Here is a 25288-nt window from a genome sequence, read left to right on the forward strand (position 1 = left end):
ACCTTGAACTCTCTGGCCAACCGAGGCGAACGCGATCGCTCACTTCGGGTACGCCATGTCGATCAGTTAGGTGAGAAACTGCTCGCCGTTTGCCTGGGTTAGCTGCCGAATCTCTCGCAACATCGCCTGCGCGTACCGCAAGTCTTCTAACTTGGTGGGCTGCTCGCCGCCTGACTTTGGTCCTTCTCATACGAGATAACATGTGCGAAATACCGATCCTGCATAGTCAGTTGGCACGATATATCGCCGGACAGCCCTCCTACGTCGTAGGACCTGTGATCTAGTTGTGGAGCCTCAACAGGTTGTCCTTGATCAAGCCGCCGCGGCTGATAGGTGGTTTTGATTTTAAGCTGCCGTGAGGTCTGTGCCAATTGTAGCGGTGAAGCCATCGTGGCAGTTCGGCGGTGCGTTCATGAGAAGTTTTGTAGGCTCGGGCGTAAGCCCATTCGCGCAGGGTCGTCTGGATGAAGCGCTCAGCCTTGCCGTTGGTCTTGGGCGTGTAAGGTCTGGTGAAGATCTGGCGCAGGCCGAGACACTTGCAGGCTGCCCGGAACGCTTTTTGGCCGATAGCACGAGCCGTTGTCGGTCATCACGCGCAGCACCTTGATGCCCAGGCTGGCGTGATAAGCGATGGCAGCTTCGAGTAAGGCACAGCGCTCTCCTTGCGCTGGTCGGGCATGACCTGGACGAAAGCGACGCGCGAGGCATCGTCGATGCAGACGTGGACGAACTCCCAGCCGATACCGAGATGGCGGTTGACCGCGCCAGGATTATCGCCCGGTGATGCGGCGTCCCAAAGAGCCGATCCGGCCGAGCTTCTTGATATCGAGATGGATGAGCTCACCGGGATGCTCGCGCTCATACCGGAACCCTCGTCCTTTCTTGAGGAGGGTTGTGGGCCGTTGCAAATTTGTCCATCGACTTGCACCGTCGTGCTGGCGCTTTAAACCAGCGGTCGATGCCCGTGCGGCAAGCGGAATGGAATGCGCCAGTACGTCGGACTGATCCACAAAGAGGACGGCAGCCATTTCGGCGTGTCTTTTCCCGACTTTCCCGGCGTAGTCACTGCCGGCGCAACTGTTGACGAGGCTCGCGAGCTTGCCGAGGAGGCCCTGGCCTTCCACGTCGAGGGGATGATCGAAGACGGCAAAACGGTTCCGCCCCCTACGCCGCTCGAGCACATCGAGGCAGATCCGGACCGTCGCGACGGGGCTGCTATTTTTGTGCGGTTGAAGATCGGCTGAACGCGCGCCTGTTTACTCTCGCCAGGCCAACTTACCCGTTTGGCAACCATGGCGTTCAACCGCCGGGAAACCGTGATTCACTTCGTGAGCGGGTCCCGCCGCCGTTCCGCCGCAATGCGACCCCACTCGGGGCTTTGTTCGCCCCAGCATGTAAGTCCCCCGGGGCTTCAGAGGAGTTCGTGTGATGTTTATCAAGAAGGCCATTCTCGCAGTGTTGATGACCGCAGCACTTGCCGGCTGTGAGACCCAGACCGAGGGCCAGCAGCGGGCCACCACCGGCGCACTGCTGGGCGGCGCCGGCGGCGCGCTGGTCGGCCAGGCGATCGGCGGCAACACCAAGAGCACGGTGATCGGTGCTGCGAGCGGCGCGCTGCTCGGCGCTGTCGTCGGCTCAGCCACCACACCGCAGCGCCGCGGCGACCAGCTCTGCCGCTACCAGGACCGCTACGGCCGCATCTACACCGCGCCCTGCGACGATCGGTACTATAACGGCAACTATTGATCGAAGTCTGATGGGCTGGAGACCGGTGCCGTCGGCGCCGGTCCTTTGTCATTGTCATTCTTTTGCACGGTTTGCAGGATAAGGAAATTTTACGGCGGGCAGGAGGAGGTCGAGAATGACAAGCCTTGCCGGTGCCCTGAATAATCGAGGCAAGCAGGCGGTGAAGCGGCTGATCGGCTACGACAGCCGCAACTGGCTGCGCATCCGCCAGATCGAAGCTTTCACCACGTTCCTCGAGGCGGCCAACCGCAAGTCGCGCGACGTGATCGAGATCTCGCCGGGCTGGAACCGCTATTGGCGCGCGATGTGCCCCAATTACCGCTCGGTCGACTTCCCCGACTTCGACATCTGCAAGGATCGCACCGAGGAGCAATATTCGATCGTCATCGCCGACCAGGTGCTGGAGCATGTCCAGCGCCCGATGGCGGCCGCCGCCAACATCCACGCCATGGTGAGGCCTGGCGGCTGGGCGATGGTGGCGACGCCCTTCCTGTTTCGGGTGCATGCGCGGCCGCACGACTACAACCGCTGGACGCCCGCCGGCCTGAAGCAGTTGATGGTCGAGGGTGGCTTCGCCGAGGACGACGTTCAGGCCTTCGGCTGGGGCAACAAGGCCTGCGCCCGCGCCCACATTGGCGGGCCAGTCCGCGCATATGGCGTGTGGCGCGATCTGAGCAATGACGAGGAATATCCAGTAATGGTGTGGGCGTTCGCCAAGCGGTCCTAGGTCGGTTGTGCCGAGCTCCTCCTGCAATCCCAATAAGCGGACTTTCCATTAGCGCTTGTTAAAATATTGCGAGATCCATTGGAACCGCGAGCATTCGGGAACCGCTTTGCCACGGCTGGCTCCTCCACCGGGATATCCGCGCTTGATGATCCGGCCAAGATGTCGCCGTTCTTCACCGATGCCGGCATGAAGACATTGAGATCGGAAGCGGAATTCAAAACCGCATGGATGGCGATGAAACCCGATGAACGTACAGCAATGCTGAAAGACTGCGGCGATGCTACGCTCAATAAGGCGCATGCAGATTTCTGCGCAATGGCCAAGAAGATGGGTGGCTGACTAAGCCTTCTTACAAAGATCGCCGGATACCGAGTGCCTGGCCGGCGATCTTCTACGTGCTTAAGTTTTCGACTTCCGTTTTGCTACCGGCTTGTTGACAGGTGCCTTTGCAACCGCCTTGCGGCCGAGGCCTACCAACTTGGCAAGAGCAGACCGCTGAGCGGCGTAGTTTGGTGCCACCATCGGATAATCACTCGCCAATTTCCATTTGGACCGGTACTCCTCCGGTGTCATCCCGTAGTGGACATTGAGGTGCCGTCTAAGAGTTTTGAATTTCCTACCGTCCTCCAGGCAGACGATGTAGTCGGGAAATACTGATCTTTTGGGCTTGACCGCGGGGACGAGTTCAGGCTCAGCCGCCTTTGCGGGCGTGCCAACACCCGACAATGCCGAATTGACGCTTGCGATCAAATCGGGGAGGCCGCTCACGGGCACCGCGTTCTTTTGCACATAAGCCGCGACGATATCCGCGGTGAGTTCCAAAAGATTTGCATTGGTCGCTGCGTCACTTTCATTTGCCATTGTCTGATTATCCCTCGTGGTTTCCATTGTCCTAGTCAGGAAACGGCCAGCGCGCAACTTAAACTGAGCGCTCATGAAGTGCTGGTATTGGTGGTGAGGTCGACCGAAAGCCAGTGCGTAGGGCTGGCCGATAGTCTGCTGATAGTGGAAATGGCCACTGGGAACCAGATCGATTGGACATTCTCACGCTCGAGATATGAAGCTAGAGCGCCGCAAAGCTGCATTCTGGCACGACAGCCAGGGAATTTGGTGGAGCGCGATTCAACTCAGGAAAAAGCCCACTCCCGGTCTGTCGGAGCGATTACGCGATCCCGCAGCCGCCTGTTTAGATCCAGCCACGACGGGTCGCTCGCGAAGCTACTCATACTTCCACATGCCTTAGCGAAGGGAATATCGCCGAAGCGGTCGATAAGATCGCTGATCCCGCGCCTGCCGCCATTGCCGTAGAGCTCTAATGGATCCTCGTCGCACTCGATTATCCGGTGCCCCCAAGCTCCTGGCGCATCGTCGGTAGAGAGCGCATGTCGAAGATCCGAATCCACGCCCGCAGCCTCCAGCGCACGGCAGACGACATAACGCATCAAGGGATAGTAGACCGGCTGATGACTGCCTCCGAGCGCGCGCACTCCGGGAAGGATCGACAAAACCAGAAAGACCAGAAGAAGATTCGGAATGAGGGTACGGTTTGCCAACCGCTCGAGGATGTCGGGGGCAGCGAAGCGGGCCACCTTCCTACTGGTTGCCGGATGGACGAGTTCTCCTGCCAGCAGCCGCAGCGGTAGACGCTTGCCGTTTTCATAGAACCAGAAGAAATCGGTACCGCGCGCCAGCCAGCCACTCCAGGGCCCGGCGGACAGCCTGTCGATCTCGGCAAGGATGGTCGAAGCGAGCGTCGCGTTTGTCAGCAGCCGTGTCCGCAGCCAGGAATTTTGGTCCGAGAGATGGTCAGCCACAAGGTCGGCAACATTCTCGTCGTCGATCTGGAGAAAAGCAAAATGTTCCCCGAAAACCTTTGGCCACAGAAGGAGATTGGCTTCCTTTATGGCATGCGCCGGCCGTTCGAATTGCGTCTTCGGCAGCAGGCTGCGGAGTTGCATGAGCGCGTCGCCCTCAGCGTTCGGCTCCGTAGGCATTAGCTCGAACCGATAGGACCCCGGTCCAGCCAGAAGGCTCTGTCCGACCATTCGGGTTCGGCTGAGGCCGAAGACGCTGATCAGCTTGCCGTCGACGGTGAGCCACCCTGGCCCCTTGCGTGGCTTTTCAACGAGGCTCACTGTCGAAACGGCGTAGGATACATAGGTCGAGCAGCCATGAGCCGAGAGGCCGAGGAGGCTGAAGATATGCGTATTGTATGCCTCTGGCTCGATCAGCAGAAGCAGGTGAGGCCCTGTCTGCAGCACGCGATGTTTTTCGAAGTCCGAGCAGAGTTTAGCGACGGCTTCCGTCGATAGGCCATTTCGTGTCGCTGCCTTCCTGATGAGGTCGAGTAGCTTGGTGAAGGCCTGAAGCCGGATTTCTGGCATGGGCCTCGGAGCTGGCGTCTCGAACAGCCGGAACGCATACTCACGAAGCGGACGGGAGTAAAAGGGCCGCGTCCAAGGATAGAGGGCGGCAAGCGACCCGAGGACGGCCTGCTTCGCGTCTGCCCCTGCTGCTAGTTGTTCCACCTCACGATTTACCCTTCTCTTCCAATTGAACGACACCGGCGCTCAATGCAGGAATACTGATGAGAACCACCACTCCGAAGCTGAAGAAGATGGTCGAGGGAAATGTTCGATCTCCTACAAGGGCGACGATGCCGAAGACGAACAATGCGAGCAGGACGGCCACACTGTGCATCACGCCTTTTGCTCGGCCCAACAGACTAGCTGATACACGCGACTGCAATGTGACTTCAACGCTGACCCGCCCAAGATTGTAGAGAAATCCGAGCGCGGCAAAAACGATCACCGTCCAGTGCCCGGACAGACTTGTCAGCGTCATGAGTGCCAGCGCCGTCAAACCTAAAAGCACGAGATGCAGTGCATGAGCGCTTATCGCTTGTTCAATACGGAAGAGCGAAGCCGCGCCGATCAGCGAGCCCACCGACCAGGCTGCCTCAAGGTGGCCGAAATCCACGGCGGTGCCCCTCATCTCTTGAAAGACGAAACTCGATCCCATGACGCTGATGAGCACGGCGCTCGCATAGAGAAGCGCGTAGACGGCGCTGAGTCGAAACAGGCGCCTGCCGATTTGGGTTCCGGAGAACTTGGCAACCCGAACATCGGGTGAAACCGGATCCAGCCGCACCAAAGCCAGGAAACCTGCTGAAACAAGAAAGCAGGCAGCAAGAACAACAAATGGCAGGGCTGCCGAGCGGTCACGCAGCAACGGGCCTGCAACCAGCGCTGCTCCGAGATTGCCGAACTGCATGACAAAGAAGACCAAGGAATTTGAGACCACAAGATCGCGGCCACGCGCCATCCCTGGGATCATTGATTGGGAGGTTGTAAGCGCGACACGGTCGCAGGACGAAAACAGGGCCGCCGACAGGCAGATCGTCACGAACACGTCCAAATAGAGGAGCGCGCGAGCGGTAGCCAGCATGAGCACGCATCGAGCGAGGTCTGCCGCGATGTTCAATCGTCGCCGGTCAAACAGATCCGCCGCAAGACCCACCAGAGGGCTAGCGACGAATTCGACGACGCTGACGATGGCGAGCAAAATCGCAACGCTGGCGCTTCCGTAGCCCCGCTCGACGAGTATCCAGGCGGATGCGATGTAGTAGCCGTTTCGCGCAAGAGCCGCCGACAGCGTGCTGGCGAGGAATCCGACCAAAGGATTCAACGGGTCAGACCGCCCCAACGGACGACGTATTCGATCCACGTTTGACATGAAGACCCATCCCGGCTGATCGCCGATGGTCATACCGTCTTCCGCGCGGCATGCTTTACAGCAACGCAGGCGTTTTCGAATACTTGCTGGGAAACACCCGCCCTCGGTCTAGATCCTGCATCGGCGGCGAAATTCGGTGGGGGTCGTACCGAAAGCCCGCCTGAAGGCGTTCGCGAAATGGCTCGAGCCTCCAAAACCGCATTCCAGCGCGATTTCCGTCGCCGACAAGCGGGTCGAGCGCAGCATAGCCGCGGATCGTTCCAACCGGCGCCGTGCGATGAATGCGTGCGGCGTCATGCCTGTCGATTGCTTGAAGGCCCTCCAGAAATGGAAACGGCTAACCCCAATCTCTTTTGCCAAATCGCTCAGCGTAGGTTTCGCATCTGACAATGATTCGATCATTGCGACGGCGCGCTTGAGGTCGAAGGACGACAGACCGCCTTTTGCAGGCTCATGCGGGATGCCGTTCGACCGGATCATCTTCACGAAAAGTTGCGTAGCCTGGCTTTCCACCATCGTCGCGCTGATTGGATCGGGCTGCTTGAGCTCAATGGCGATCTTCTGCAGCGCCATCTCTATGGTGCTGTCTCGAAATCCGATCGACGGCGGCAGTTCCGTCCTGCGACCGCTCGGCATTCCGTCGAACATCTGATCAGCGAATTCACGCTCAATCGAAACAAGCAGGTATGACGCAGTCGCGTCGCCCTCGTCCCATCCCGTCCAATCGCTATGTGCGGGAATGTAGATTATCGAGCCGGGCTGACGCGGCGCGAAGCGAATCCGGCGCCCGTCGACGAAGTCTTCGCCACGGCGCGCCGCCCCTTTCAGGTTCATCAAGAACATATGCCGCCCGTGCGAGATCCTTGTTTCCTGGCGCTCCAGGCCCGTCCTTTTAATCAAATCTGCCCGCACGTTTCCCCAACTGTCATGCTGGTGGGTCAGCGTCTGGTGCTGCGAGGGACGAATCTCGTTGGGGTCGAGGCAAAAAGTCTCCACCAAACGAAGCGGACTCCTTACTAGCGAATAGCTTGCATTCGCCCTTGTGCATAACCATGGGTTGCCGGACAAGTCACAAATAACTCAGAGTTGGTAGAAGATGTGACTTTAGTAAAAAAAACGCAATCGAAGGAAAGCGGCCCGCGTCATGCCGACTTACCAGTCACCTCAGCCAATACTTAAGACAGTCTGAATATTAGATTACTCTTATGTTAGTGAGAGTTTCCCCTGTCGAGGTCTTGGCGTCTCACCAGCTGGATGGTGTGGGAGGCTTTACTGCGATGCGGGACCTCGACGATTTCCTGGCCGAGTGCGATCGTGCTCCACGGATCAACGAAATGACCGGCTTTTTCGCGGCGACCGCCGCCGGCAAGAGCGGCATGCCGATCCGCAGACCCGTGGCCGATGCCCGCCTACTGCCGAGCGATGACCTCCTTCGCGATCTGGTTGGCCTGCATGCGAACCGGCAAGGCTTTTTCGACCAGCACTATCACGGCAGCATTCCCTACAGGCTGGAAGAGGAGTGCCGCATGGCCCACGCCGTGCTGAACTACGCCCGACAGCGCGGCGCTCCGCTGTCGCTGTACAGCCTGGGAACGGCGGAAGGAACCATGGCGAGAACATTGTCCGAATTCTCCGGCGGACAAATTCTCTCCCTGTCATGCAGTCCGAACCCTGAGAACTACAAGTGTTTCATGGCATATGGTGAGCCACCCCACGCCGAGTTTTTCATCGGTCCGTTCCACTGGTTGACCAAGGACGCCCTGGGATCCGATCGCCGGCTGGCAAAGTTCGCTCCCGGGTTCGATCTTATCCTGGAGGACACGACCTTCCAGATGTATTCGCCGAACAGATCGAAGCAGATCGAGTTCGTGGCGCAGCACCTCAAGGACGGGGGTATTTTTGTCTTCGTCGAAAAATTCCGGGCGGCAGATGAAAATGACTACATGCGCCGCGAACAACAGAAGGATTATGGGTTCAAGTCGCGGTACTTCCCGCAAGACGAAATCGAGAGAAAGAAGACCGCTGTCCTCAACACGATGTTCAACAATGAGGTGACGCTGGAAGAGATGTCCCGTGCAGTGAGCGCGCATTTCAGGCATTGCGAGATGACTTGGAACAGCGGAAATTTCTGCAGCCTTGCGGCAAGCAACAGCAAGGAAAATCTCAGCCTGTACCTCTCGCAGATGGCGGCCCCTGCCATTCCGCACGAATATGTCTACGAAATCAGCCTGGATCGCAAGCTTTCAGACGGAATCGCGGCCAGGATATGAAATTGTGGAATGCACGCCGCCGCAGGGCCGATGGTTTTTGCGCATTCTGACTGCAAGGTGTCCGGAGAACAGCCCGATCGCTATGGGGCTGACATGGAAGTGACCCGGAGACGATATCCGCAAGGCGCGTAAGCCGTGACACGGACCAACCACGCATTCCGCCGTTTGAATTATGTGTTTGCGGCGATAGACCACGGCAGCCTCAGGCAGGCAGCACGGGCCCTCAGGGTGCGGGAATCCAGCGTGAGCCGCAATATCGTCGCTCTTGAGCAATTCCTGGACACGCAGCTTTTTGATCGCGACGTGCATGGTGTCCGGCTGACCGAAGCGGGCCGGGCCTGGATCGATGTCGTTCGGGCACATTATGAAGGCCTGCAAGATGCCCTTGGCGAGTATGGGCGTGGCCACCAGGATGCGAAGACGCTCAGGATCGGATTGTGCGCCCTTATGGGGCGAGCTTTCCTGGCGCGCCTTGTCGATCGGTTCAGCCATTTGCATCCTGACGTCAACGTGGCCATCCAGGACATCCCCCGCGAACAGTGCCTCGCGGCCATCCGTCGTCGGCGTTTCGACATTATCTTCACCCAAGATCTCGAGGCCGGCATGCTTTGCCGCAGCGAGACGTTTGGGCATGAGCGCCTATTCGTTCTTCTGCCGGCCACCAACCCACTCGCCGAGAAGCCGGCTGTCGCATGGACAGACCTTGCAGACATGTCTCTACTCGTCTCCGTCGCTTCGGAAGGATCGCCTCAGGATCTGCTTCTTCTCGAACACATCGTCGCTGCTGGCGGCCCGACCATTCAAATGTGCCACGCCAGTGAAGCGACGGTCTTCCTCATGGTGCAACTCGGTCAAGGCGCGACCCTGGCAGGAGAAAGCTTCGCGAGGGCCGTGACCATCGCCTCCACAGTGTGGAAACCCATTCAGGGGCTAAACAGCGTCAGTTCGATCACTGCAATCTGGCTGGAATCAAATCCAAAGCGCGCTCTGCTTCGGCTGGTTGGGGCGGCAAGAAACCTTGTAGGTGCAACTTCAGCTCATCAAGTTCCGGGTGACGCCGGCAGAGCGGAGGCCGTCGTGGTTTCGCCTGCGGCCCTCCCCTCCACTGGACGATAGAGGCATCTGTCGAGAGGTTCTTCCCGGATGTATCTCCGACGACTCGGGGGCTCAGGCGGAGCCTTCACCCTCGATATCGCTCCGCCTCGCCCCCCGGACCAGAGACGCCTCGCGCTGGCGGCCAGAACTGGCTTTCGCCTTACGGCTGCGCCAGCCGCGATCGGAGCGGACGAAGGCCTCCAGCATGTGGGGGATCAGCGCCGCGGTATCAACGGGCTCATAAAGCCGGCTGTGCTCGGCCGCATATTGGTCCAGCTCATCCATCAGGGGCTCAGGCAGAATGACCGTCACGCGCACCACGCCGACTTTCGGCAGCCGACCGAGCCTCAGTTCCGACATGCTTCGGCTCCTTCTTGCGAGACCAAGATTTGTTGACTCTCCAGATGACCTGCATCGCCGCGCGCCGCCATGTCCAAAACGGCTCTTAAAGCTTTGTCGTCTGTGATCAGGCCGGGTTCCAAATTGCTCATTCTTGTTAACCTCGGTAGGGCTCGAGCACGAGATCGCGCGTGACGATGACCCTGACCGGGAAGCCCGGTCGAATGGTCAGGGTGGGCGCGACATTGAGCTGGCGTCGGATGACCTGCTGTCCGGCGTCATTGATGGTGTCCTGGCCGCCATTGCGGATGGCGCGCAGAAGCCGGTCTTCATCGTCGACCGCGAGCTCGGCACTGACGGAAAGGAGCGTCGACAGGCCCGCGGCTTTCGCCAATTCCCACCAATGGTAATCGACGCCATCCTCAAGCCCGGCATAGCCGTGCATGTCAGCCCCCGGCTGGCGCTCGAGGACAATGGAGCGCCCATTGGGAAAGATGAGCCTGTTCCACACCAGGAGCACCCGGCGCTGCCCGAACTGCTCGTTGTTGTCGTACTGGCCGATGATGCGCGTACCTTGTGGCACGAGCAGAATCCGGCCGGTGGGACTGTCATAGATATTCTCCGTCACTTGCGCAGTGATCTGCCCAGGCAGGTCGGATCGGATGCCAGTGATCAGCGCGGCTGGGATCACGCCGCCGGCCTGAAGCACATAGGGTGAGGCTGGTGGGGCCACCCGATCGGGGGCCATGGTGCGTCGATCGACGGAGGCGTTGAGGAAGGCAAGTTGCCGATCCTGCGCGGTCGGCTGGCCGGGTTGGCCGCTGAGATCGAGGCCGGCGAGATTCGGGGCGCTCGTTCCGCCAGACGTTCCGGCCGTTGTCGTGGCGGCCGGCGCTGTCTGGAAGAAAACACGACTGGTGCGTGCTGCCTCTTCCTCGGCCCGCTTGCGCTGTTCGGCTTCATCGACGGAGGGCGTTGCTATGGCCGTTGGAACAACAGGCTGCCCCTTGTTTTGTGCGTCCAGCATGGGTCGGCCAAGATCGCCGGGCAAAGGCGGGCCAAGGATCGGGCCGGTATAGTCGCGCGGCAGACCGGAGAGACCATCGGCGGTTTGCCGGTTGGCGGTCGAGTAGAGTTCCTTGCCGTCATCGCCCGTGGCACGCGTCTGAAGGGCATAGATCAGCGCGCCACCCACTCCCAGCGCAGTGGCGAAACCGACGCCGGCGAGCACCTTGCGCGAGAGCCGCGTGACGCGCGGCGGTTCCGGGCGAAGCCGCATCGGGGCACCGGGATTCGTTTTATTCTCGCTCATGAGGATGGCCTTCCATCGGTACGAGCGATCATGACGGTTTGCTGGTGCTTGCCGCCGCCGAGGCGCAGCTCGGCCGCGCCGAACAGGCGGTCCACGATCAGGATGTGCTGGTAGATTCGGCTGTTGGCGATCTGCGCCTCGCCGTCGGGCCCGATGATGAAGATCGGTGGCATCTCGCCCTGCTCGATGCCGCGCGGAAACTCGACGTAGACCCGTCTGCCGTCGTCGTAGACGGAAATCGGCTTCCATGGCGGGTTGTCGCCACTTAGGCGATAGCGATAGTTGCGCGCGGCGGCGGCAGGGATGATCGGTGTCGTCGGAACGCTTTGCCGCTGCCCGGCGGGCTGCGATGGATACGTCCAGGCGACAGCGGGCATGTAAGGCTTCTGGCCGGAGCGGAACTCGATCATGTAGGTGCGGCGATCGGTCGTGATGACCAGATTTGTGGTGATGTCGGCCCGCGTCGGCTTGACCAGCACATGAACCCGCCGAGTCACACCCGATCCGCTCTCGGTGTCGCCGATGATCCAGCGGGCGGTATCGCCCGCCGCGATCGGGCCGGTCCCGGTCAGGCTCTCACCGGGCTCAAGCGCGATGTCAGTGATCTGCCCAGGCGCTGCATAGACTTGGTAGAGCGCGCCTTCCGACCAGGGATAGATTTGGATGGCATTGTAGTAACCCTCACGGCGCGGTTGGACCCGGGCGGCGGCGTTGGCATTCTCGACGCGCGCGATCGGCTCCGTGGCCGCATTCCCGCCGCGCGCGGGAATCCAGGCCGGCGGGATGTGCAGCGGCCGCGGCCGGTCTTCGGCAATGGCGGCAGGCAGCGCGGGCAGTGGCGGCACGCTGGCATCGTAGCTGATCTGCGGCGGCCTATGCGGCGTGGCGCAACCGGCAAGGGTCGCGCCGGAAAGCACGATCGCCGAAATTGCCAATTTGCCGAGAGAAGGAGTTCCGCCTTTGCGGATCGTCGGCCGGTTCATTGGCTCATCTCCCGCGACCAGTTGATGGCGTTGATGTAGATGCCCAGCGGATTGGCCTTGAGCCGGTCGGCATCATGCGGCGGCTGCACCACTATGGTCAGGATCGCGGTCCAGCGCTCGGTGGTGGAGAGCTGGCCGTTCTCGTAACGCCTCTCTGTCCAGGCTACCCTGAAGGAATCCGGCGAGGCGCGGATCACGCTGGAGACTTCGACCGCGACCTGGCTCTTGCCGATCCGTGCGAACGGATCGCTGGCGCGAGCGTAGTCGTTAAGAGCCGCCGCACCTTGATCGGTCGTCCACTCGTAGGCGCGCAGCCAGTTCTGCCGAACGATGACGGGGTCGGCGGAAATCGCGCGAACCTGCTCGATGAAGCGAGCCAGATGCCACGCCACCTGCGGATCGGTGGGCCGGTAATCGGCCGTCGCAGGCCCGACCGTCTGCGCCTGGCCAAGTTTGTCAACTTGCACGACCCAGGGCACGACGGTCCCTCGCCCGGACTGCCAGATCAGGGCTATGGCGAAGCCCCCCGTGAGCACCAGGGATCCGAAGGCCATCATCCGCCAGTTCCTGGCCTGGACGCGGACCGAGCCTATCCGCTCGTCCCAGACCTGTGCGGCCTTTTGGTAGGGCGTCTCTGGCTGAGGGGTCTTGCCGTAGTGCGCGGCAGGTCGCTTGAAAGGGGTCATGAACGGTCACCTTCGGAGAGATTGACGGATGCGCCGGAGCCGTGGCCGTCGCCGGATCGGACCGCGTGCGCGGCAGCGCTGACGCCATGGCCTAAATGCCGGCCGCGCTGCATGCGCTGCGCCCAGGCGGGCGGGCTATCGGCCGCGGACATCTGACGCGGCGATGAGGCGTTGGCATCGTGGCCCAACGTTCCCAGGGTCCAGGAGCCACCGGTCGCGGCGAACACCGCCTTGGCGCCATCGGACGAAGCGGAGCTTGCGCCTTCGGAAGTACGCCGTGCAGCGCGTTTGAGCGGCGAGACGGCGGCCGCGCCGGCCGCGCGCGCCACTCCGCCCAAGCCTGACGCGACGCCGGCGGCGCCGGATTGCCCGAGCGAGCCGAGGCTATAAGCAGTCGACGTGGCACCAACCACGACCGCTCCGCCCCGCATGGCGCCCGCGCCTCCCGAAACGGCTGAGGCACCTCCCCTCCCCGCCAGCGTCGCGACGCCGCCGGCCGCAAGGGCTGCACCGCCAACCGCGAGGCCGGTACCGATCGCAGCGCCGGCACCGAGCTGCGGCCCGCCGGAAACAAGACCAGAGGCAATGCCGGGTCCGAAAATGCCGAGACCCAGAAGCGACAGGGCGGCGAGCACCACTGTCATGGCGTCGTCGATGGATGGCGTCCGATCGCCGAAACCTTGCGTGAATTGGCCGAAAAGCGTCGAGCCGATGCCGATGACGACGGCAAGCACCAGCACCTTGACACCGCTTGAGATGACGTTGCCAAGCACGCGTTCGGCCATGAAGGCGGTCTTGCCGAACAGTCCGAACGGGATCAGCACGAACCCTGCGAGCGTCGTCAGCTTGAACTCTATCAAGGTGACGAAGAGCTGGATCGCCAGGATGAAGAAGGCGAGGATGACCAGCGCCCAGGCGAATAGCAGGCAGGCGATCTGGATGAAATTCTCGAAGAAGGCGACCCAGCCCATCAGGTCGGAGATGGATTCCAGCAGCGGCCGTGCGGCGTCAAGCCCGGTCTGCGCCACGTTGCCGGGGCGCATGAGGTCCGTGGCCGAGAAGCCGGTGCCGCTCGCCTTCAGGCCGAGGCCGGCAAAGCTCTCGAAGACGATTTTCGCGAGATTGTTCCAGTTGGAGATCAGATAGGCGAAGGCGCCGACGAACAATGTCTTCTTGACGAGCCGGGCGAGGATATCGTCATCCGCGCCCCAGCTCCAGAACAAGGCGGCGAGCGTGACGTCGATGACGATCAGCGTCGTGGCGATGAAGCCCACCTCGCCGCCGAGCAGGCCGAAACCCGAGTCTATGTAGCGGGTGAAGACCCCAAGGAAATTGTCGATGACGCCCGAACCGCCCATGCGTCACCGCCCTTCGGCAGAGCGCGAAGTGTCGGGCGCCCGGCCGAGGAAGCGATCGCGGGTCTCGGCCCAGACGCGCAGGCACTTGGAATCCTCGGCCGCCTTCAAGCCAAGCTGCTGGCACCAGCGCTGGCCTTCCCGCAGCGGATCGCGGTAAGGCTGACGGAGGGATCCCGATGGCAAGGGGGATGGCTCGTCCTTGCGGCTCAGCTCAATCACCGTCACCGTAATGGCAACGGCGACGAAGGCGATGGCGCCCAACCGGGCCAGCATCCTGACATCCATCAGCCCACCTCAATTGCCGCTGCTGAACATCTGCGCGTTGCCGGGCTGATACGCGCTTCCCGGCGCCAGGAAGCGGCGGCGCTGCTCGCGCCCCTGAGCGGCTGCGGCCGCGCGTTCGGCATCGGAGAGTGCAGCCGCACGGCCATTGGCCGAAATGAGCGCGATCAGGTCAGAGAACTGCTGCGACTGGAGTGCCAGGATCTGATTGCCGGCCTGTGTTGCCTGAAGCGCGCCGGTCGCGCCCTGACTCTGGCTGACCAGCGTCGACATCTGAGTGCGGGTGGTGTCGATGTTGCCGACCACACCAGCCTGCACCCGCATGGCGTCCTGCAGTCCGCCGACCGTGTTCTGCCAGCGGGTGCGCGCGTCCGCGACGAGTTGCTGATCCGTCGCTGACATCGACACACTGGCGTATTGGCTGCTGAATGCCTGATCGATCTGCTGGACGTTGAAGGCGATGTTCTGTGCTTCACCCAACAGCTGCTGAGTACGCTGGACATTCTGCTGGATCTGCTGGAGCGCGGAATAAGGCAGGCTTGCGAGGTTGCGGGCCTGGTTGATGAGCATCTGCGCCTGATTTTGCAGGCTGGTGATCTGGTTGTTGATCTGCTCCAGCGCGCGGGCGGCCTGCAAAACGTTCTGCGCATAGTTCGTGGGATCAAAGACGATGAGCGCGTGCGCAGGCGTCATCAGCATCGGCGACAGCGTGAGCGGCGGCGCGAATAGAGTGGCTGCCAAGACGATGGCGTGCAAACGGGAACGGCGGGGGGTCATGGTTGGGTCTCCTTTTCGGTCTGAGGCATGCGCGTCGGGACGTTGGGAAGAAGATCGGCGGCCCAGCTGACATTGCGGGCCCGAAGCCAGGCTGCCAGGAATTGATCGCGACCAAGTTCGGCCATGAGGCTGGCGATCAGCGTTTGGTCTGACTTGGAGTTCGCGGCGCAGAGCGCGAGGGCGACCTCCGACAGGCCGAGTTCAAATAGCCGATTGCCGGGCCGGGACTGGCAGTAGTAGTCGCGCTTGGGCGTTGCGCGCGCGAGGAGTTCGATCTGCCGGTCGTTGAGCCCGAAGCGGCGGTAAATCGCAGTGATCTGCGGCTCGATGGCGCGCTCGTTTGGCAGCAATAGCCGCGTCGGGCAGCTTTCGATGATGGCGGGCGCGATGGCAGAGTTGTCGATGTCGCTGAGCGACTGGGTGGCGAAGACGACGGAAGCGTTCTTCTTGCGCAGCGTCTTCAGCCATTCACGCAGTTGTGCCGCGAAACCCTCGTCGTCGAGGGCGAGCCACCCCTCGTCGATGATCAGCAGCGTCGGTCGCCCGTCGAGCCGGTCGCCGATGCGGTGAAACAGGTAGGCCAGCACGGCCGGCGCCGCGCCCGTACCTACAAGGCCCTCGATCTCGAACGCCTGCACGTCGGCCGAGCCCAGATGTTCGGACTCTGCATCGAGCAACCGACCGTAGGGACCGCCAACGCAGAACGGGCGCAAGCCCTGCTTGAGCTCGTTCGATTGGATGAGCACGCTGAGGCCGGTGATGGTGCGCTCCTGGACCGGAGCGGAAGCAAGCGAGGTCAGCGCCGTCCAGATGTACTCCTTTGACTCCGGCGTGATTTCGACGCGTTCGCGCCTGAGGATGGCGACGATCCAGTCCGCCGCCCAGGCGCGTTCATAGGTGTCGTGAATCCCTGCAAGCGGTTGAAGGGAAACCGAGTTGTCCGAGCCTTCGGTCAAACCGCCGCCGAGATCGTGCCAGTCGCCGCCCATGGCGAGCGCGGCCGCACGGATCGAGCCACCAAAGTCGAAGGCGAAGACCTGGGAGCCCTGGTAGCGCCGAAACTGCAGCGCCATGAGCGCCAGCAGCACGGACTTGCCGGCGCCGGTCGGACCGACGACGAGCGTGTGGCCGACATCACCGACATGCAAAGAAAACCGGAACGGGGTCGAGCCTTCGGTTCTGCCATAAAGCAGGGGGGGCGCCTCGAAGTGCTCGTCCCGCTCCGGCCCCGCCCACACGGCACTCAGGGGGATCATGTGGGCGAGATTCAAAGTGCTGATCGGAGGCTGACGGACATTGGCGTAGGCATGTCCAGGCAGCGAGCCGAGCCAGGCGTCGAGAGCGTTGACCGTCTCGACCATGGCCGTGAAGTCGCGGCCCTGGATGACCTTTTCGGCCAGGCGGAGCTTCTCGTCGGCGACGCGGGGATCGGCGTCCCAGACGGTGATCGTGGCCGTGACATAGGCCATGCCGGCGACGTCGGCCCCGAGCTCCTGCAAGGCCACATCTGCGTCGGCGGCCTTGTTCGCCGCATCGGTATCCACAAGCACCGACGCCTCATTCGTCATGACCTCTTTCAGGATCGCGGCGATCGACTTGCGCTTGGCAAACCATTGCCGGCGAATGCGTGTGAGCATTTTCGTCGCGTCGGTCTTGTCGAGCAGGATCGCGCGCGTGCTCCAACGATAGGCAAAGGCCAGCCGGTTCAGGTCATCGAGCAGGCCGGGCGTGGTCGCGGTCGGGAATCCGACGATCGTGAGGATGCGCAGATGCTGGTCGCCAAGGCGCGGCTCGAGGCCGCCGGTAAGCGGCTGGTCGGCCAGCAGCGCGTCGAGATAGATCGGCGTCTCGGGAACGCGAACGGGGTGCCGCCTGGTGGAGATCGCCGAGTGGAGGTAGGTCAGGGACTCGCTGTCATCGAGCCAATCGCATTCCGGCATGAAGCCGTCGAGCAACGCGAGCACGCGATCTGTGCGATCGATGAAGCTGCGCAGGATTTCGTGAGGATCGACGCCGGATCGTTCGCGGCCCTCGTAGAGCCAGGCTTCTGTGCGTGCGGCTTCCTCGGCCGGCGGCAGATAGACGAAAGTCAGGAAGTAGCGTGACACGAAATGCGCGCCGGCCTCCTCGAAGTCGGCCTTGCGCTCGGCATCGACCAGCGCTGAGGCAGGATCGGGAAAGGTGCTGTCCGGATAGGTAGCAGCTTCGGTGCGTTGTGCCTCGACGAAGATACTCCAGCCCGATCCGAGGCGGCGCAAGGCGTTGTTTATACGCGAGGCAACGGCAACCAGCTCGGCCGCGACTGCAGAATCGAGATCGGGACCGCGAAAGCGCGCGCTGCGCTGAAAGCTGCCGTCCTTGTTGAGCACCACGCCCTGGCCTACGAGCGCGGCCCAGGGCAGATAGTCGGCAAGGCGGCTGGCGGTGCGGCGATATTCGGCAAGGTTCATCATTGGCACGTCTCCCTCAAACCGACAGATGACCGGGAATGCGCAGATGCCTGCGGCCCACCTCGACGAAGAGCGGATCACGCCTGGCCGCCCAGACCGCTGCGAAATGGCCGATGGCCCAGATGGCGAGCCCGACCAGCCAAAGGCGCAGGCCGAGGCCGACCGCGCCGGCAAGTGTGCCGTTAAGAATGGCGATCGAGCGTGGGGCGCCGCCAAGCAGGATGTGCTCGGTCAGTGATCGATGGACCGGGATCGAAAATCCCGGCACCAGATCGAGCTGTTCGAATGCGGTCGCCATCAGATCAGCGCCCCGCCGCCGAACGAAAAGAACGACAGGAAGAAGCTCGATGCCGCGAATGCAATGCTGAGGCCGAACACGATCTGGATCAGCCGGCGGAAACCGCCCGATGTGTCGCCGAAGGCGAGCGTCAGCCCGGTGACGATGATTATGATGACGGCGATGATCTTGGAGACCGGTCCTTCGATCGATTGGAGGATCTTTTCGAGCGGCTGTTCCCAGGGCATCGATGAGCCAGAGGCATGGGCGGCGGGCGCCATGAGCAGGCTGACGGTCATCAAAGCGGCGGCCGCCGCGAGATCGCGACGAAAGCGAAGGGCGCGTTGGATCATTCGGGTTCTCCTTGCAAGCTGGTTACGGCTGGTATGATGCGATAGTCGCCACCCGGCCCGAGCCCTTCGACGCTGGCGAGTTCGACGAGCCGTCGCGCGGAGCCACGACCGGCAAGGACCGCAACGAGGTCGATGGTCTCGGCGATCAGGGCGCGCGGAACCGTGACGACGGCTTCCTGGATGAGTTGCTCAAGGCGGCGCAGCGCCCCGATGCCGGAGCCGGCGTGGATGGTTCCTATGCCGCCCGGATGTCCGGTTCCCCATGCCTTCAGCAAGTCGAGGGCTTCGGCCCCCCGGACTTCGCCGATGGGAATGCGATCCGGGCGCAGGCGCAGCGAGGACCGAACCAGATCGGAGAGCGTGGCGACGCCGTCCTTCGTGCGCATGGCAACGAGGTTCGGCGCGGCACACTGCAGCTCGCGCGTGTCTTCGATGATCACGACCCGATCGGCACTCTTCGCCACCTCGGCGAGCAGCGCGTTGGTCAGCGTCGTCTTGCCGGTCGAAGTGCCGCCCGCAACGAGGATGTTGGCGCGGGACGCTACGGCTGTACGAAGGATTGCTGCCTGGTCGGCGGTCATGATGTCGGAGGCGACGTAGTCGTCGAGCTTGAACACCGCGACGGCGGGTTTCCTGATCGCGAACGCGGGCGCCGCGACGACAGGCGGCAGCAGCCCTTCAAAACGCTCGCCGCTCTCCGGCAATTCGGCAGAAACGCGGGGCGAGCGCGAATGCACCTCGGCGCCGACATGATGAGCGACAAGCCGCACGATGCGCTCGCCATCGGCGGCCGACATCGTCTCGCCCGTTTCCACTAGCCCTTCCGACAGCCGGTCAACCCAGATCCGGCCGTCCGGGTTCAGCATCACCTCGACAACACCGGGGTCCTCCAGATATCGACCGATGGCGGGCCCGAGCGCCGTCCTCAGCATGCGGGCGCCGCGCTGGATCGCTTCTGCTCGATGGTGGTGAGTAGTCATGCCGTCCCCGATGCTGAAGGGGACGCGACGAACTGCTCCCCGGTTGGGGATGACTAAGAAAGCCGCAAATCAGGCCGGTTCAACAAGTTTCGGTCGTAGTAGAAGTGTAGCGCGTAAATACAGGAAATCGGCGATGGCGTTTCATCTTAGCGCCGATACATCCCACGATGGCCCTATTGACCGGAACATACGGGCGGCCGCGCAACGCACCTGACCAATCCTTCAATGCGCATCGGAGCCACGTCGGTGCCATGGTTTACAACTATACAAATCTGCGGCGATCATCGCCGCAAATCTTGAAAATCGTAAACCGACTGAACAAAAACCGAGAACATATGGCTCGCTGCCAGTCCGGCGTGAACCAGCCTAGATCCCTCCGGCTTCCTTCGGATCGATATCCTCCGATATCTCCTGGCGCAGCTTCGGCCCCTTGGCCAGGCGCCTTCCGAGGGCCGTGACGAAGGCCTCGTAGCGCTCGGCTGCCTTGGCGCGCGCGGCCTGCGCCGCGGGCTCTGGCAGGGCAGGCGTGGTCGCGAGCCAGAAGCGGACGAACACCGCCAGGGTCTCGACCGCGATGCCGACATCGCGCTCCTGCCGGGCAAGGCGCCGATCGACCTGGTCGAGGCGCTTGGCGATCGCTGCCTCACGACGTTCGTCCGCATCCGGCGACAGGAACGAAGCGATGGCGGCCTCCGCGATCATGGATTGGGATTGATCGCGCCGGGCCGCATAGTCGGCAAGCATCCTCATGATCGGCTGATCAAGATAGACAGAGATTTGCGCTTTCTTTTTGCGGGTGGTCATGGCGTCTACAGCTCCATGCCGTCATCGGGATCGAGAGAAACCTGCCGCGCCACACCCTGCATGAGACGTGCCAGGCGTCGATTGCGAATGGCGTCATCGTCGTCGCCATCGTCGGCGGGGTCGATCTCGAACTCGTTTTCCATCGGAGGCGTTTTGTCGACTGGCCGCGCACGATCGAGTTCCGGCTGCAGACGCCGCTCCGATCCAGCCGGACCTGCGGCGTCTCGAAGAGGTGTGCCTGGATCTTCTGTGCCTTCAGGGCTAGGCAGGAACGGCAGCAGGCTCCAGTCGTCAGCATGGGCCTCTTCTGATCGCGTCAGTTCGGGCGGCGGCAGTACGCGCTCCCGCAAACGGACATCCTCGTAGTAGCGCGCCTTCTTGGCCCTGATCGGCGGCGTGCCTGCCACCATCACGATCTCGTCGGTCGGCGGAAGCTGCATGATCTCGCCTGGGGTCAGCAACTGGCGTGCGGTCTCCTGCCGCGACACCATGAGATGTCCGAGCCAGGGCGACAGACGGTGACCGGCATAGTTCTTCATCGCCCGCATCTCGGTTGCCGTGCCGAGCGCGTCTGAGACGCGTTTGGCGGTCCTTTCATCGTTGGTGGCGAAGCTCACGCGCACATGGCAATTGTCGAGGATCGAGTTGTTGGGACCGTAGGCCTTCTCGATCTGGTTCAGCGACTGCGCGATGAGAAAGGCTTTCAGCCCATAGCCGGCCATGAATGCCAAGGCGGATTCGAAGAAGTCGAGCCGGCCAAGTGCCGGGAACTCGTCCAGCATGAGCAACAGCCGATGCCGATCTGCCTTGGATTGCAGGTCCTCCGTCAGGCGGCGGCCGATCTGGTTCAGGATCAGCCGGATCAGTGGCTTCGTCCGATTGATATCGGACGGCGGCACGACGAGATAAAGCGTTGCCGGTCGCTTGCCGCCGACGATGTCGGCAATCCTCCAGTCGCAGCGCCGGGTCACCTCGGCGACGACGGGATCGCGATAGAGACCAAGGAAGGACATTGCGGTCGAAAGCACGCCCGAGCGTTCATTGTCGGACTTGTTGAGCAGTTCACGCGCGGCACTTGCGATAACGGGATGCGGGCCGCTCGCCCCGAGATGCGCCGTCTTCATCATCGCGGCCAGCGTCGACTCGATCGGCCGCCTGGGATCGGACAGGAAGGCCGCCACGCCGGCCAGCGTCTTATCCTCCTCGGCATAGAGGACGTGCAGGATCGCGCCGACCAGCAGAGCGTGGCTGGTCTTTTCCCAATGGTTGCGCTTCTCCAGGCTCCCTTCGGGGTCGACCAGAATGTCGGCGATGTTCTGGACGTCGCGGACCTCCCATTCGCCGCGGCGGACTTCCAGCAGGGGATTGTATGCCGACGATTTGAAATTGGTCGGGTCAAAGAGAAGAACGCGGCCGTGCCGAGCCCGAAAACCGGCGGTGAGTTGCCAGTTCTCGCCTTTGATGTCGTGGACGATCGCTGAGCCAGGCCAGGTCAGCAGCGAGGGCACCACCAGGCCCACACCCTTGCCGGATCGGGTCGGTGCGAAGCACAGCACATGCTCAGGCCCGTCATGGCGCAGATAGTAGCGATCGTAGCGCCCGAGCACGACGCCGTCGGCGCCGAGCAGACCGGCACTCTCCACCTCCCTCCTGCCGGCCCATCGCGCCGAACCATAGGTGTAGACATTCTTGCTTTCGCGCGCTCGCCACACCGACATGCCTATCGCGACAATGATCGAGAGGAAGCCGCCGGATACTGCGATCAAGCCGCCTTCCACAAAGACGGTAGGAGCGTAGGCGTCGTAGAAATACCACCACCAGAAAAGAGCGGGCGGATGGTATATGGGCAAACCCGCGAGCTCGAACCAGGGCGGGCCGAGCTGGGGCTGGAAGCCTAGCTTCCATGCGATCCATTGCGTGGCCGTCCACGTCGTCAACAGGACGATCAGGAAGACGGTAAGGATCTGGCCCCAGAGGATTTTCGTGGCGGACATGGCAAGGTCCTCTTATTGTCGTCAGAGACCGAGACCGCGCTTGCGGCCAAAATTCCAATCGATGCCTCCACCATCGCGGGCGACGCCGGAGACGTGCCGGCCGAGTTGCCTTTCGAGCGAGGGCGACCAGGGGACGAGCTGGAAGCCAAGGCCCCTATCCCCACTGATGACTTCGAGCATGGCGAAGCGACCGGAGGTGAGCGCGAAGCGCTGGCGATATGTGCCCGCGACATAATCTCCGCTGGCGGTTCGTTTGAATTGCAGCCCGGTATCGGCCGCAAGCTTCTTGCCAAGCGTCTCGATCTCGCGACGGCGCAGGGTCTCAAGCAGGTCACGCGTGAAGACGAGCCGCTGTCCGCGCCGCTCAGCGAGCCCTTGATCGACCAGATATTGCGCCCGCCGCTCCATCGCATCGCGGACCTCGGCGCCGAAGCCACTTGCGGCCAGAGCGACAGGTTCTCGGGCAAGGTTCTGTCGATCGAGCCAGGTCGACCCGGAGGCCGTAACCTGCCTTTCCACATCGAAATCGGAGCGGACGGCGAGCGCGACCCGACGCTGGCCGCGCGCATCATCGAACTTGCGCAGCTCGACGATCGAGCCCGACGCGCTGTCGCCGGCTGCATCCAGATCGGCGAGCCTGATGTGATGCGTGCGTCCGTCGACGCCATCGACGACGGCATACGCGGTGCCGCTCAGTTCGTCGTCGAGGCCGCGGTCGACCAGTCGACCGATAATGGACGTATCAAGACTTTCCGCCGCGAGCACATAACTGGCTGAGGCGCGCTCGATGCCTCGCTCGGCAAGCGCCCTGTGCATGCGCTTGATGATATCGCTGCGCAAACCGAGCTCTCGAAGCGTCGCCTCGGCCCTGTCATCGATCGTCCACTGGCCGGGCCCGATCTGATCGGCGAGACCGAGGGTCTCGAGCTTGCGCAGGCGCCCGACCTTGAGCGCATGATATTCATCAGGCTGCGTGTGGGAGTCAGGAGCCAGGTCAATGATCCCGGTGTTGCCGGCATCGCGCAGGAGCTGGCGGTCGAGTTGCGTCCAACGCTCGATATGGACCTGGATCTCAAGGGCACGCCGGATGTCCAGGTCAGTACGCGGTCCAAGTTCCTGGGTGATCAGATCGCGCGCCCGATCGCGCATGCCTTCCTTGATGTAATCGCGAGAGATGACCAGGTCCTGGCCGTCGTCGCGAATACCACGCACGATCAGATGAATGTGCGGGTGTTCGGTATTCCAGTGATCGACCGCCACCCAGTCGAGCCGCGTGCCGAGGTCTTTTTCCATCCGCATAACCAGGTCGCGCGCAAAGGACTTTAGGTCCACCATCTCCAGGGCCTCGTCGGGCGAGACGATGAAGCGGAAGTGATGCCGGTCGCCTTCAAGGCGCGCGGCAAAGGCGTCGCCGTCGACGTCTTCCATATCCGGTCCGAACAGCCGCGCCTTGTCCCCGTCCCGGGTCACGCCTTCCCGGCGCAAATAACTCAGGTGCGTTCCAAGCGGGGCAGTGCGGCCGGCGTGCCGGACGACACGCGCCTTGACGACTGCGCCGCGCGAACGCGAGGTAATGAGGCGGTTGGCCTGGATGCTCGCGCGCTGGCCGTGACCGAAACGAGAGCGATTGCCGGCCACAATCCGGCCCGAGCGCGAGATGCCGCCCCCGGCTTTTTTCGCGGCGGCTAACGCTTGGGCGATAAAAGGCCGTGCCTGCTGAGTGCGGGTCGAGCGAATGCGGCCGGGTCGAATGCGAAACTCGCGCTCATCCGTCATGGCATTGTCCCGCAATGTGGAAAAGAAGGTGCGGATACAAGGCTTTGGACGGTCGGCGCACATTGGGCCGGGTAACTGCAATGTGCGATGCGATGCCCGATTGCCAGGTAAGCCCCGCCACACGCCCGCCGCGCAATGTGCGCGCTTTTATCCTGCCCTCGTCCGGTTGCGGTTCCCGCCCCTCCCCTCGCGCGCTCCATGATGCGCCAGACCCCCGATAAAGCGCGAACTAAGCGCCTGGCGATCATGGCTGCCCTCCCACGGCCGTGCGCGACACGAAAAGGCCTTTCGACTGTACGCCAGTAAGGGTTTCGGATGGCGCCGGAACGGGAAAGCGAGGACCGTCCGCTGGGCCGGGGGGCTGCAGGAGGTCGGCGCGGGCCGCGCTGCGATCGCGCGCAGCAAAGACGCCAACGCCGCGCCAGTCACACGGCCGGACAACGGCAGACGAGCCCTTCGTTGGACGTACGGTACCTAGCGCCGGCACAAGCTTGGCGACATAGGCGCGCGTCTCAGCCGGCAGCGGACGGCCCGTTGCGCGATGCTCATCGTAGCGCGTCGGGCCGGCATTGTAGGCGGCGAGCATGGCGGCAAGATTGCCGTAGCGGTCCCACAGCTCGCGCAGATACGCGGTGCCGGCGAGGATGTTGTCGTGCGGATCGTAAGGATCGCGACCGAGACTATGACGCACACGAAGCTCCGCCCAGGTGCCGGGCATCACCTGCATCAGTCCCATTGCGCCCGCAGACGAGACGGCGCGCACGTCGCCCGCGCTCTCTGCCTGGAGCATGGCGACAATCCAGCGCCGCGGAATGCCGAAGCGCTGCGATGCCTCAGCAATATGACTGGCGATGGGACGCGCCGGCGCGCTTGCAGTCGACTGCGCGAGCGCCGTGACAGCCAGATCCGGCGCGCCACCGAAAGCCAGGCCGGCAAGAAGAAAGAGCGGGATGCGGCGACAAACGCCGCACCGCTTTGGCGCACGACAGATGCAGGAATTGGTCATGCTCAATCCTGCTCGTCACGCTTCTTCTGGCGCGTCCAGTGAAGGCCCCAATCACGACCGCTTTCGTCCGACTGGAATAAACGCGCGCGAACAGGCTGTGGAAGAACAGGATCGTCGAGCACAACGGAAATGAACGCGCCGGCGCGCTCGCCCGTGTGCTTCCAGCCCGCGCCGATCTCAGGTCCGTCTTCCTCACCAAGATGGATGCGGTAGGCAGGCGCGTTTTCGACGTCGGCGTTCTCGGCCGGAACAAAGGTCAGTTCGAGGTCGAGCGAGAGGGTGCGAACGCGTCCGGTGTAGCCGGATGGAGTGCGCGAGAAGTGACCGATCTGTGCCAT

Annotated in this window: 26 protein-coding genes and 1 pseudogene; 6 read left to right on the plus strand and 21 right to left on the minus strand. The window is 62.5% G+C overall.

What is annotated here, in order from left to right:
* Positions 1-280: 280 nt before the first annotated feature.
* Positions 281-866 (minus strand): annotated as a pseudogene (locus F3H96_RS04200) (IS481 family transposase); the annotation flags it as partial.
* A 117-nt stretch (positions 867-983) separates the two neighbouring features.
* Here F3H96_RS04200 and F3H96_RS04205 point away from each other — a divergent pair.
* From F3H96_RS04205 to F3H96_RS04220, 4 genes are all read left to right on the plus strand, one after another.
* The gene (locus F3H96_RS04205) at positions 984-1244 is read left to right on the plus strand and encodes a type II toxin-antitoxin system HicB family antitoxin (protein WP_149790693.1); all 261 of its coding nucleotides are present in this window, start codon (positions 984-986) and stop codon (positions 1242-1244) included.
* A gap of 184 nt (positions 1245-1428) precedes the next feature.
* Positions 1429-1746, plus strand: a complete 318-nt coding sequence (locus tag F3H96_RS04210; protein WP_149790694.1) for a YMGG-like glycine zipper-containing protein — start codon at positions 1429-1431, stop codon at positions 1744-1746.
* 115 nt (positions 1747-1861) lie between these two features.
* Entirely contained in the window at positions 1862-2473 is a 612-nt protein-coding gene (locus F3H96_RS04215; RefSeq protein WP_149790695.1) for a methyltransferase domain-containing protein, read from the plus strand.
* A 78-nt stretch (positions 2474-2551) separates the two neighbouring features.
* Complete coding sequence (locus tag F3H96_RS04220; RefSeq protein WP_244619903.1) at positions 2552-2812, plus strand: hypothetical protein; 261 nt, start codon at positions 2552-2554, stop codon at positions 2810-2812.
* 60 nt (positions 2813-2872) lie between these two features.
* On the opposite strand, the gene F3H96_RS04225 is transcribed toward F3H96_RS04220, so the two are convergent.
* From F3H96_RS04225 to F3H96_RS04240, 4 genes are all read right to left on the minus strand, one after another.
* A complete protein-coding gene (locus F3H96_RS04225; RefSeq protein WP_149790697.1) occupies positions 2873-3334 on the minus strand; it encodes a MucR family transcriptional regulator in 462 nt (153 codons plus the stop codon).
* Between the two features lie 266 nt (positions 3335-3600).
* Entirely contained in the window at positions 3601-4857 is a 1257-nt protein-coding gene (locus F3H96_RS04230; protein WP_149790698.1) for a hypothetical protein, read from the minus strand.
* 145 nt (positions 4858-5002) lie between these two features.
* Positions 5003-6241: an MFS transporter gene (locus F3H96_RS04235; protein ID WP_149790699.1), complete on the minus strand. Its 1239-nt coding sequence runs from the start codon at positions 6239-6241 to the stop codon at positions 5003-5005.
* A gap of 75 nt (positions 6242-6316) precedes the next feature.
* Positions 6317-7204: an AraC family transcriptional regulator gene (locus F3H96_RS04240; RefSeq protein WP_149791151.1), complete on the minus strand. Its 888-nt coding sequence runs from the start codon at positions 7202-7204 to the stop codon at positions 6317-6319.
* A gap of 281 nt (positions 7205-7485) precedes the next feature.
* On the opposite strand from F3H96_RS04240, the gene F3H96_RS04245 reads away from it, so the two are divergent.
* Together F3H96_RS04245 and F3H96_RS04250 are read left to right on the plus strand one after the other, a co-directional pair.
* A complete protein-coding gene (locus tag F3H96_RS04245) occupies positions 7486-8478 on the plus strand; it encodes a class I SAM-dependent methyltransferase (protein WP_149790700.1) in 993 nt (330 codons plus the stop codon).
* A gap of 135 nt (positions 8479-8613) precedes the next feature.
* Positions 8614-9594 carry a LysR family transcriptional regulator gene (locus F3H96_RS04250; RefSeq protein WP_149790701.1) on the plus strand — a complete coding sequence of 327 codons (981 nt, stop codon included), beginning with the start codon at positions 8614-8616 and terminating at the stop codon, positions 9592-9594.
* Positions 9595-9645: 51 nt separating this feature from the next.
* On the opposite strand, the gene F3H96_RS04255 is transcribed toward F3H96_RS04250, so the two are convergent.
* The 16 genes from F3H96_RS04255 to F3H96_RS04330 all read right to left on the minus strand — a co-directional run bounded on the left by F3H96_RS04255 (position 9646) and on the right by F3H96_RS04330 (position 25288).
* The gene (locus tag F3H96_RS04255; RefSeq protein WP_149790702.1) at positions 9646-9933 is read right to left on the minus strand and encodes a DUF2274 domain-containing protein; all 288 of its coding nucleotides are present in this window, start codon (positions 9931-9933) and stop codon (positions 9646-9648) included.
* Positions 9934-10069: 136 nt separating this feature from the next.
* Positions 10070-11224, minus strand: coding sequence for a TrbI/VirB10 family protein (locus F3H96_RS04260; protein WP_149790703.1), 1155 nt, complete (start codon positions 11222-11224; stop codon positions 10070-10072).
* A complete protein-coding gene (trbG, locus tag F3H96_RS04265) occupies positions 11221-12207 on the minus strand; it encodes a P-type conjugative transfer protein TrbG (RefSeq protein WP_149790704.1) in 987 nt (328 codons plus the stop codon). Before trbG ends, F3H96_RS04260 begins: the two co-directional genes overlap by 4 nt.
* On the minus strand, positions 12204-12893 hold the full coding sequence (gene trbF / locus F3H96_RS04270; RefSeq protein WP_149790705.1) for a conjugal transfer protein TrbF: 690 nt from the start codon (positions 12891-12893) through the stop codon (positions 12204-12206). The genes trbG and trbF overlap by 4 nt, the downstream gene beginning before the upstream one ends.
* Positions 12890-14251 (minus strand): P-type conjugative transfer protein TrbL, encoded by a 1362-nt coding sequence (gene trbL, locus F3H96_RS04275; RefSeq protein ID WP_149790706.1) that lies wholly within the window; start codon positions 14249-14251, stop codon positions 12890-12892. The genes trbF and trbL overlap by 4 nt, the downstream gene beginning before the upstream one ends.
* Positions 14252-14254: 3 nt before the next feature.
* Positions 14255-14536, minus strand: a complete 282-nt coding sequence (gene trbK-alt, locus F3H96_RS04280; RefSeq protein ID WP_149790707.1) for a putative entry exclusion protein TrbK-alt — start codon at positions 14534-14536, stop codon at positions 14255-14257.
* Between the two features lie 9 nt (positions 14537-14545).
* Entirely contained in the window at positions 14546-15310 is a 765-nt protein-coding gene (gene trbJ, locus F3H96_RS04285; RefSeq protein WP_149790708.1) for a P-type conjugative transfer protein TrbJ, read from the minus strand.
* The gene (gene trbE, locus F3H96_RS04290) at positions 15307-17763 is read right to left on the minus strand and encodes a conjugal transfer protein TrbE (protein ID WP_149790709.1); all 2457 of its coding nucleotides are present in this window, start codon (positions 17761-17763) and stop codon (positions 15307-15309) included. Before trbE ends, trbJ begins: the two co-directional genes overlap by 4 nt.
* Positions 17764-17776: 13 nt before the next feature.
* Complete coding sequence (locus tag F3H96_RS04295; protein WP_149790710.1) at positions 17777-18058, minus strand: VirB3 family type IV secretion system protein; 282 nt, start codon at positions 18056-18058, stop codon at positions 17777-17779.
* Positions 18058-18390: a TrbC/VirB2 family protein gene (locus F3H96_RS04300; protein ID WP_149790711.1), complete on the minus strand. Its 333-nt coding sequence runs from the start codon at positions 18388-18390 to the stop codon at positions 18058-18060. Before F3H96_RS04300 ends, F3H96_RS04295 begins: the two co-directional genes overlap by 1 nt.
* Complete coding sequence (gene trbB / locus F3H96_RS04305; RefSeq protein ID WP_149790712.1) at positions 18387-19370, minus strand: P-type conjugative transfer ATPase TrbB; 984 nt, start codon at positions 19368-19370, stop codon at positions 18387-18389. Before trbB ends, F3H96_RS04300 begins: the two co-directional genes overlap by 4 nt.
* Positions 19371-19736: 366 nt before the next feature.
* A complete protein-coding gene (locus tag F3H96_RS04310) occupies positions 19737-20174 on the minus strand; it encodes a CopG family transcriptional regulator (RefSeq protein WP_149790713.1) in 438 nt (145 codons plus the stop codon).
* A 5-nt stretch (positions 20175-20179) separates the two neighbouring features.
* Positions 20180-22168: a conjugal transfer protein TraG gene (locus tag F3H96_RS04315; protein WP_149790714.1), complete on the minus strand. Its 1989-nt coding sequence runs from the start codon at positions 22166-22168 to the stop codon at positions 20180-20182.
* Between the two features lie 21 nt (positions 22169-22189).
* Entirely contained in the window at positions 22190-23944 is a 1755-nt protein-coding gene (locus F3H96_RS04320) for a VirD2 family relaxase/mobilization nuclease (RefSeq protein WP_149790715.1), read from the minus strand.
* Between the two features lie 244 nt (positions 23945-24188).
* Entirely contained in the window at positions 24189-24950 is a 762-nt protein-coding gene (locus tag F3H96_RS04325; protein WP_149791152.1) for a lytic transglycosylase domain-containing protein, read from the minus strand.
* 2 nt (positions 24951-24952) lie between these two features.
* Complete coding sequence (locus F3H96_RS04330; protein ID WP_149790716.1) at positions 24953-25288, minus strand: DUF736 domain-containing protein; 336 nt, start codon at positions 25286-25288, stop codon at positions 24953-24955.

The organism is Mesorhizobium sp. NFR06, from assembly GCF_900115245.1.
Classification (GTDB): Bacteria; Pseudomonadota; Alphaproteobacteria; order Rhizobiales; family Rhizobiaceae; genus Mesorhizobium.

Coding starts and splice junctions, on each gene's coding strand:
- F3H96_RS04235 (WP_149790699.1), bottom strand. CDS start 6,241: ATGACCATCGGCGATCAGCCGGGATGGGTCTTCATGTCAAACGTGGAT.
- F3H96_RS04310 (WP_149790713.1), bottom strand. CDS start 20,174: ATGACCACCCGCAAAAAGAAAGCGCAAATCTCTGTCTATCTTGATCAG.
- F3H96_RS04230 (WP_149790698.1), bottom strand. CDS start 4,857: ATGCCAGAAATCCGGCTTCAGGCCTTCACCAAGCTACTCGACCTCATC.
- F3H96_RS04245 (WP_149790700.1), top strand. CDS start 7,486: ATGCGGGACCTCGACGATTTCCTGGCCGAGTGCGATCGTGCTCCACGG.
- trbG (WP_149790704.1), bottom strand. CDS start 12,207: ATGAACCGGCCGACGATCCGCAAAGGCGGAACTCCTTCTCTCGGCAAA.
- F3H96_RS04210 (WP_149790694.1), top strand. CDS start 1,429: ATGTTTATCAAGAAGGCCATTCTCGCAGTGTTGATGACCGCAGCACTT.
- trbL (WP_149790706.1), bottom strand. CDS start 14,251: ATGGGCGGTTCGGGCGTCATCGACAATTTCCTTGGGGTCTTCACCCGC.
- F3H96_RS04225 (WP_149790697.1), bottom strand. CDS start 3,334: ATGGCAAATGAAAGTGACGCAGCGACCAATGCAAATCTTTTGGAACTC.
- F3H96_RS04260 (WP_149790703.1), bottom strand. CDS start 11,224: ATGAGCGAGAATAAAACGAATCCCGGTGCCCCGATGCGGCTTCGCCCG.
- trbB (WP_149790712.1), bottom strand. CDS start 19,370: ATGACTACTCACCACCATCGAGCAGAAGCGATCCAGCGCGGCGCCCGC.
- F3H96_RS04215 (WP_149790695.1), top strand. CDS start 1,862: ATGACAAGCCTTGCCGGTGCCCTGAATAATCGAGGCAAGCAGGCGGTG.
- F3H96_RS04295 (WP_149790710.1), bottom strand. CDS start 18,058: ATGGCGACCGCATTCGAACAGCTCGATCTGGTGCCGGGATTTTCGATC.
- trbJ (WP_149790708.1), bottom strand. CDS start 15,310: ATGACCCCCCGCCGTTCCCGTTTGCACGCCATCGTCTTGGCAGCCACT.
- F3H96_RS04315 (WP_149790714.1), bottom strand. CDS start 22,168: ATGTCCGCCACGAAAATCCTCTGGGGCCAGATCCTTACCGTCTTCCTG.
- trbF (WP_149790705.1), bottom strand. CDS start 12,893: ATGACCCCTTTCAAGCGACCTGCCGCGCACTACGGCAAGACCCCTCAG.
- F3H96_RS04320 (WP_149790715.1), bottom strand. CDS start 23,944: ATGACGGATGAGCGCGAGTTTCGCATTCGACCCGGCCGCATTCGCTCG.
- F3H96_RS04300 (WP_149790711.1), bottom strand. CDS start 18,390: ATGATCCAACGCGCCCTTCGCTTTCGTCGCGATCTCGCGGCGGCCGCC.
- F3H96_RS04205 (WP_149790693.1), top strand. CDS start 984: ATGCGCCAGTACGTCGGACTGATCCACAAAGAGGACGGCAGCCATTTC.
- trbE (WP_149790709.1), bottom strand. CDS start 17,763: ATGATGAACCTTGCCGAATATCGCCGCACCGCCAGCCGCCTTGCCGAC.
- F3H96_RS04330 (WP_149790716.1), bottom strand. CDS start 25,288: ATGGCACAGATCGGTCACTTCTCGCGCACTCCATCCGGCTACACCGGA.
- F3H96_RS04255 (WP_149790702.1), bottom strand. CDS start 9,933: ATGTCGGAACTGAGGCTCGGTCGGCTGCCGAAAGTCGGCGTGGTGCGC.
- trbK-alt (WP_149790707.1), bottom strand. CDS start 14,536: ATGGATGTCAGGATGCTGGCCCGGTTGGGCGCCATCGCCTTCGTCGCC.
- F3H96_RS04325 (WP_149791152.1), bottom strand. CDS start 24,950: ATGACCAATTCCTGCATCTGTCGTGCGCCAAAGCGGTGCGGCGTTTGT.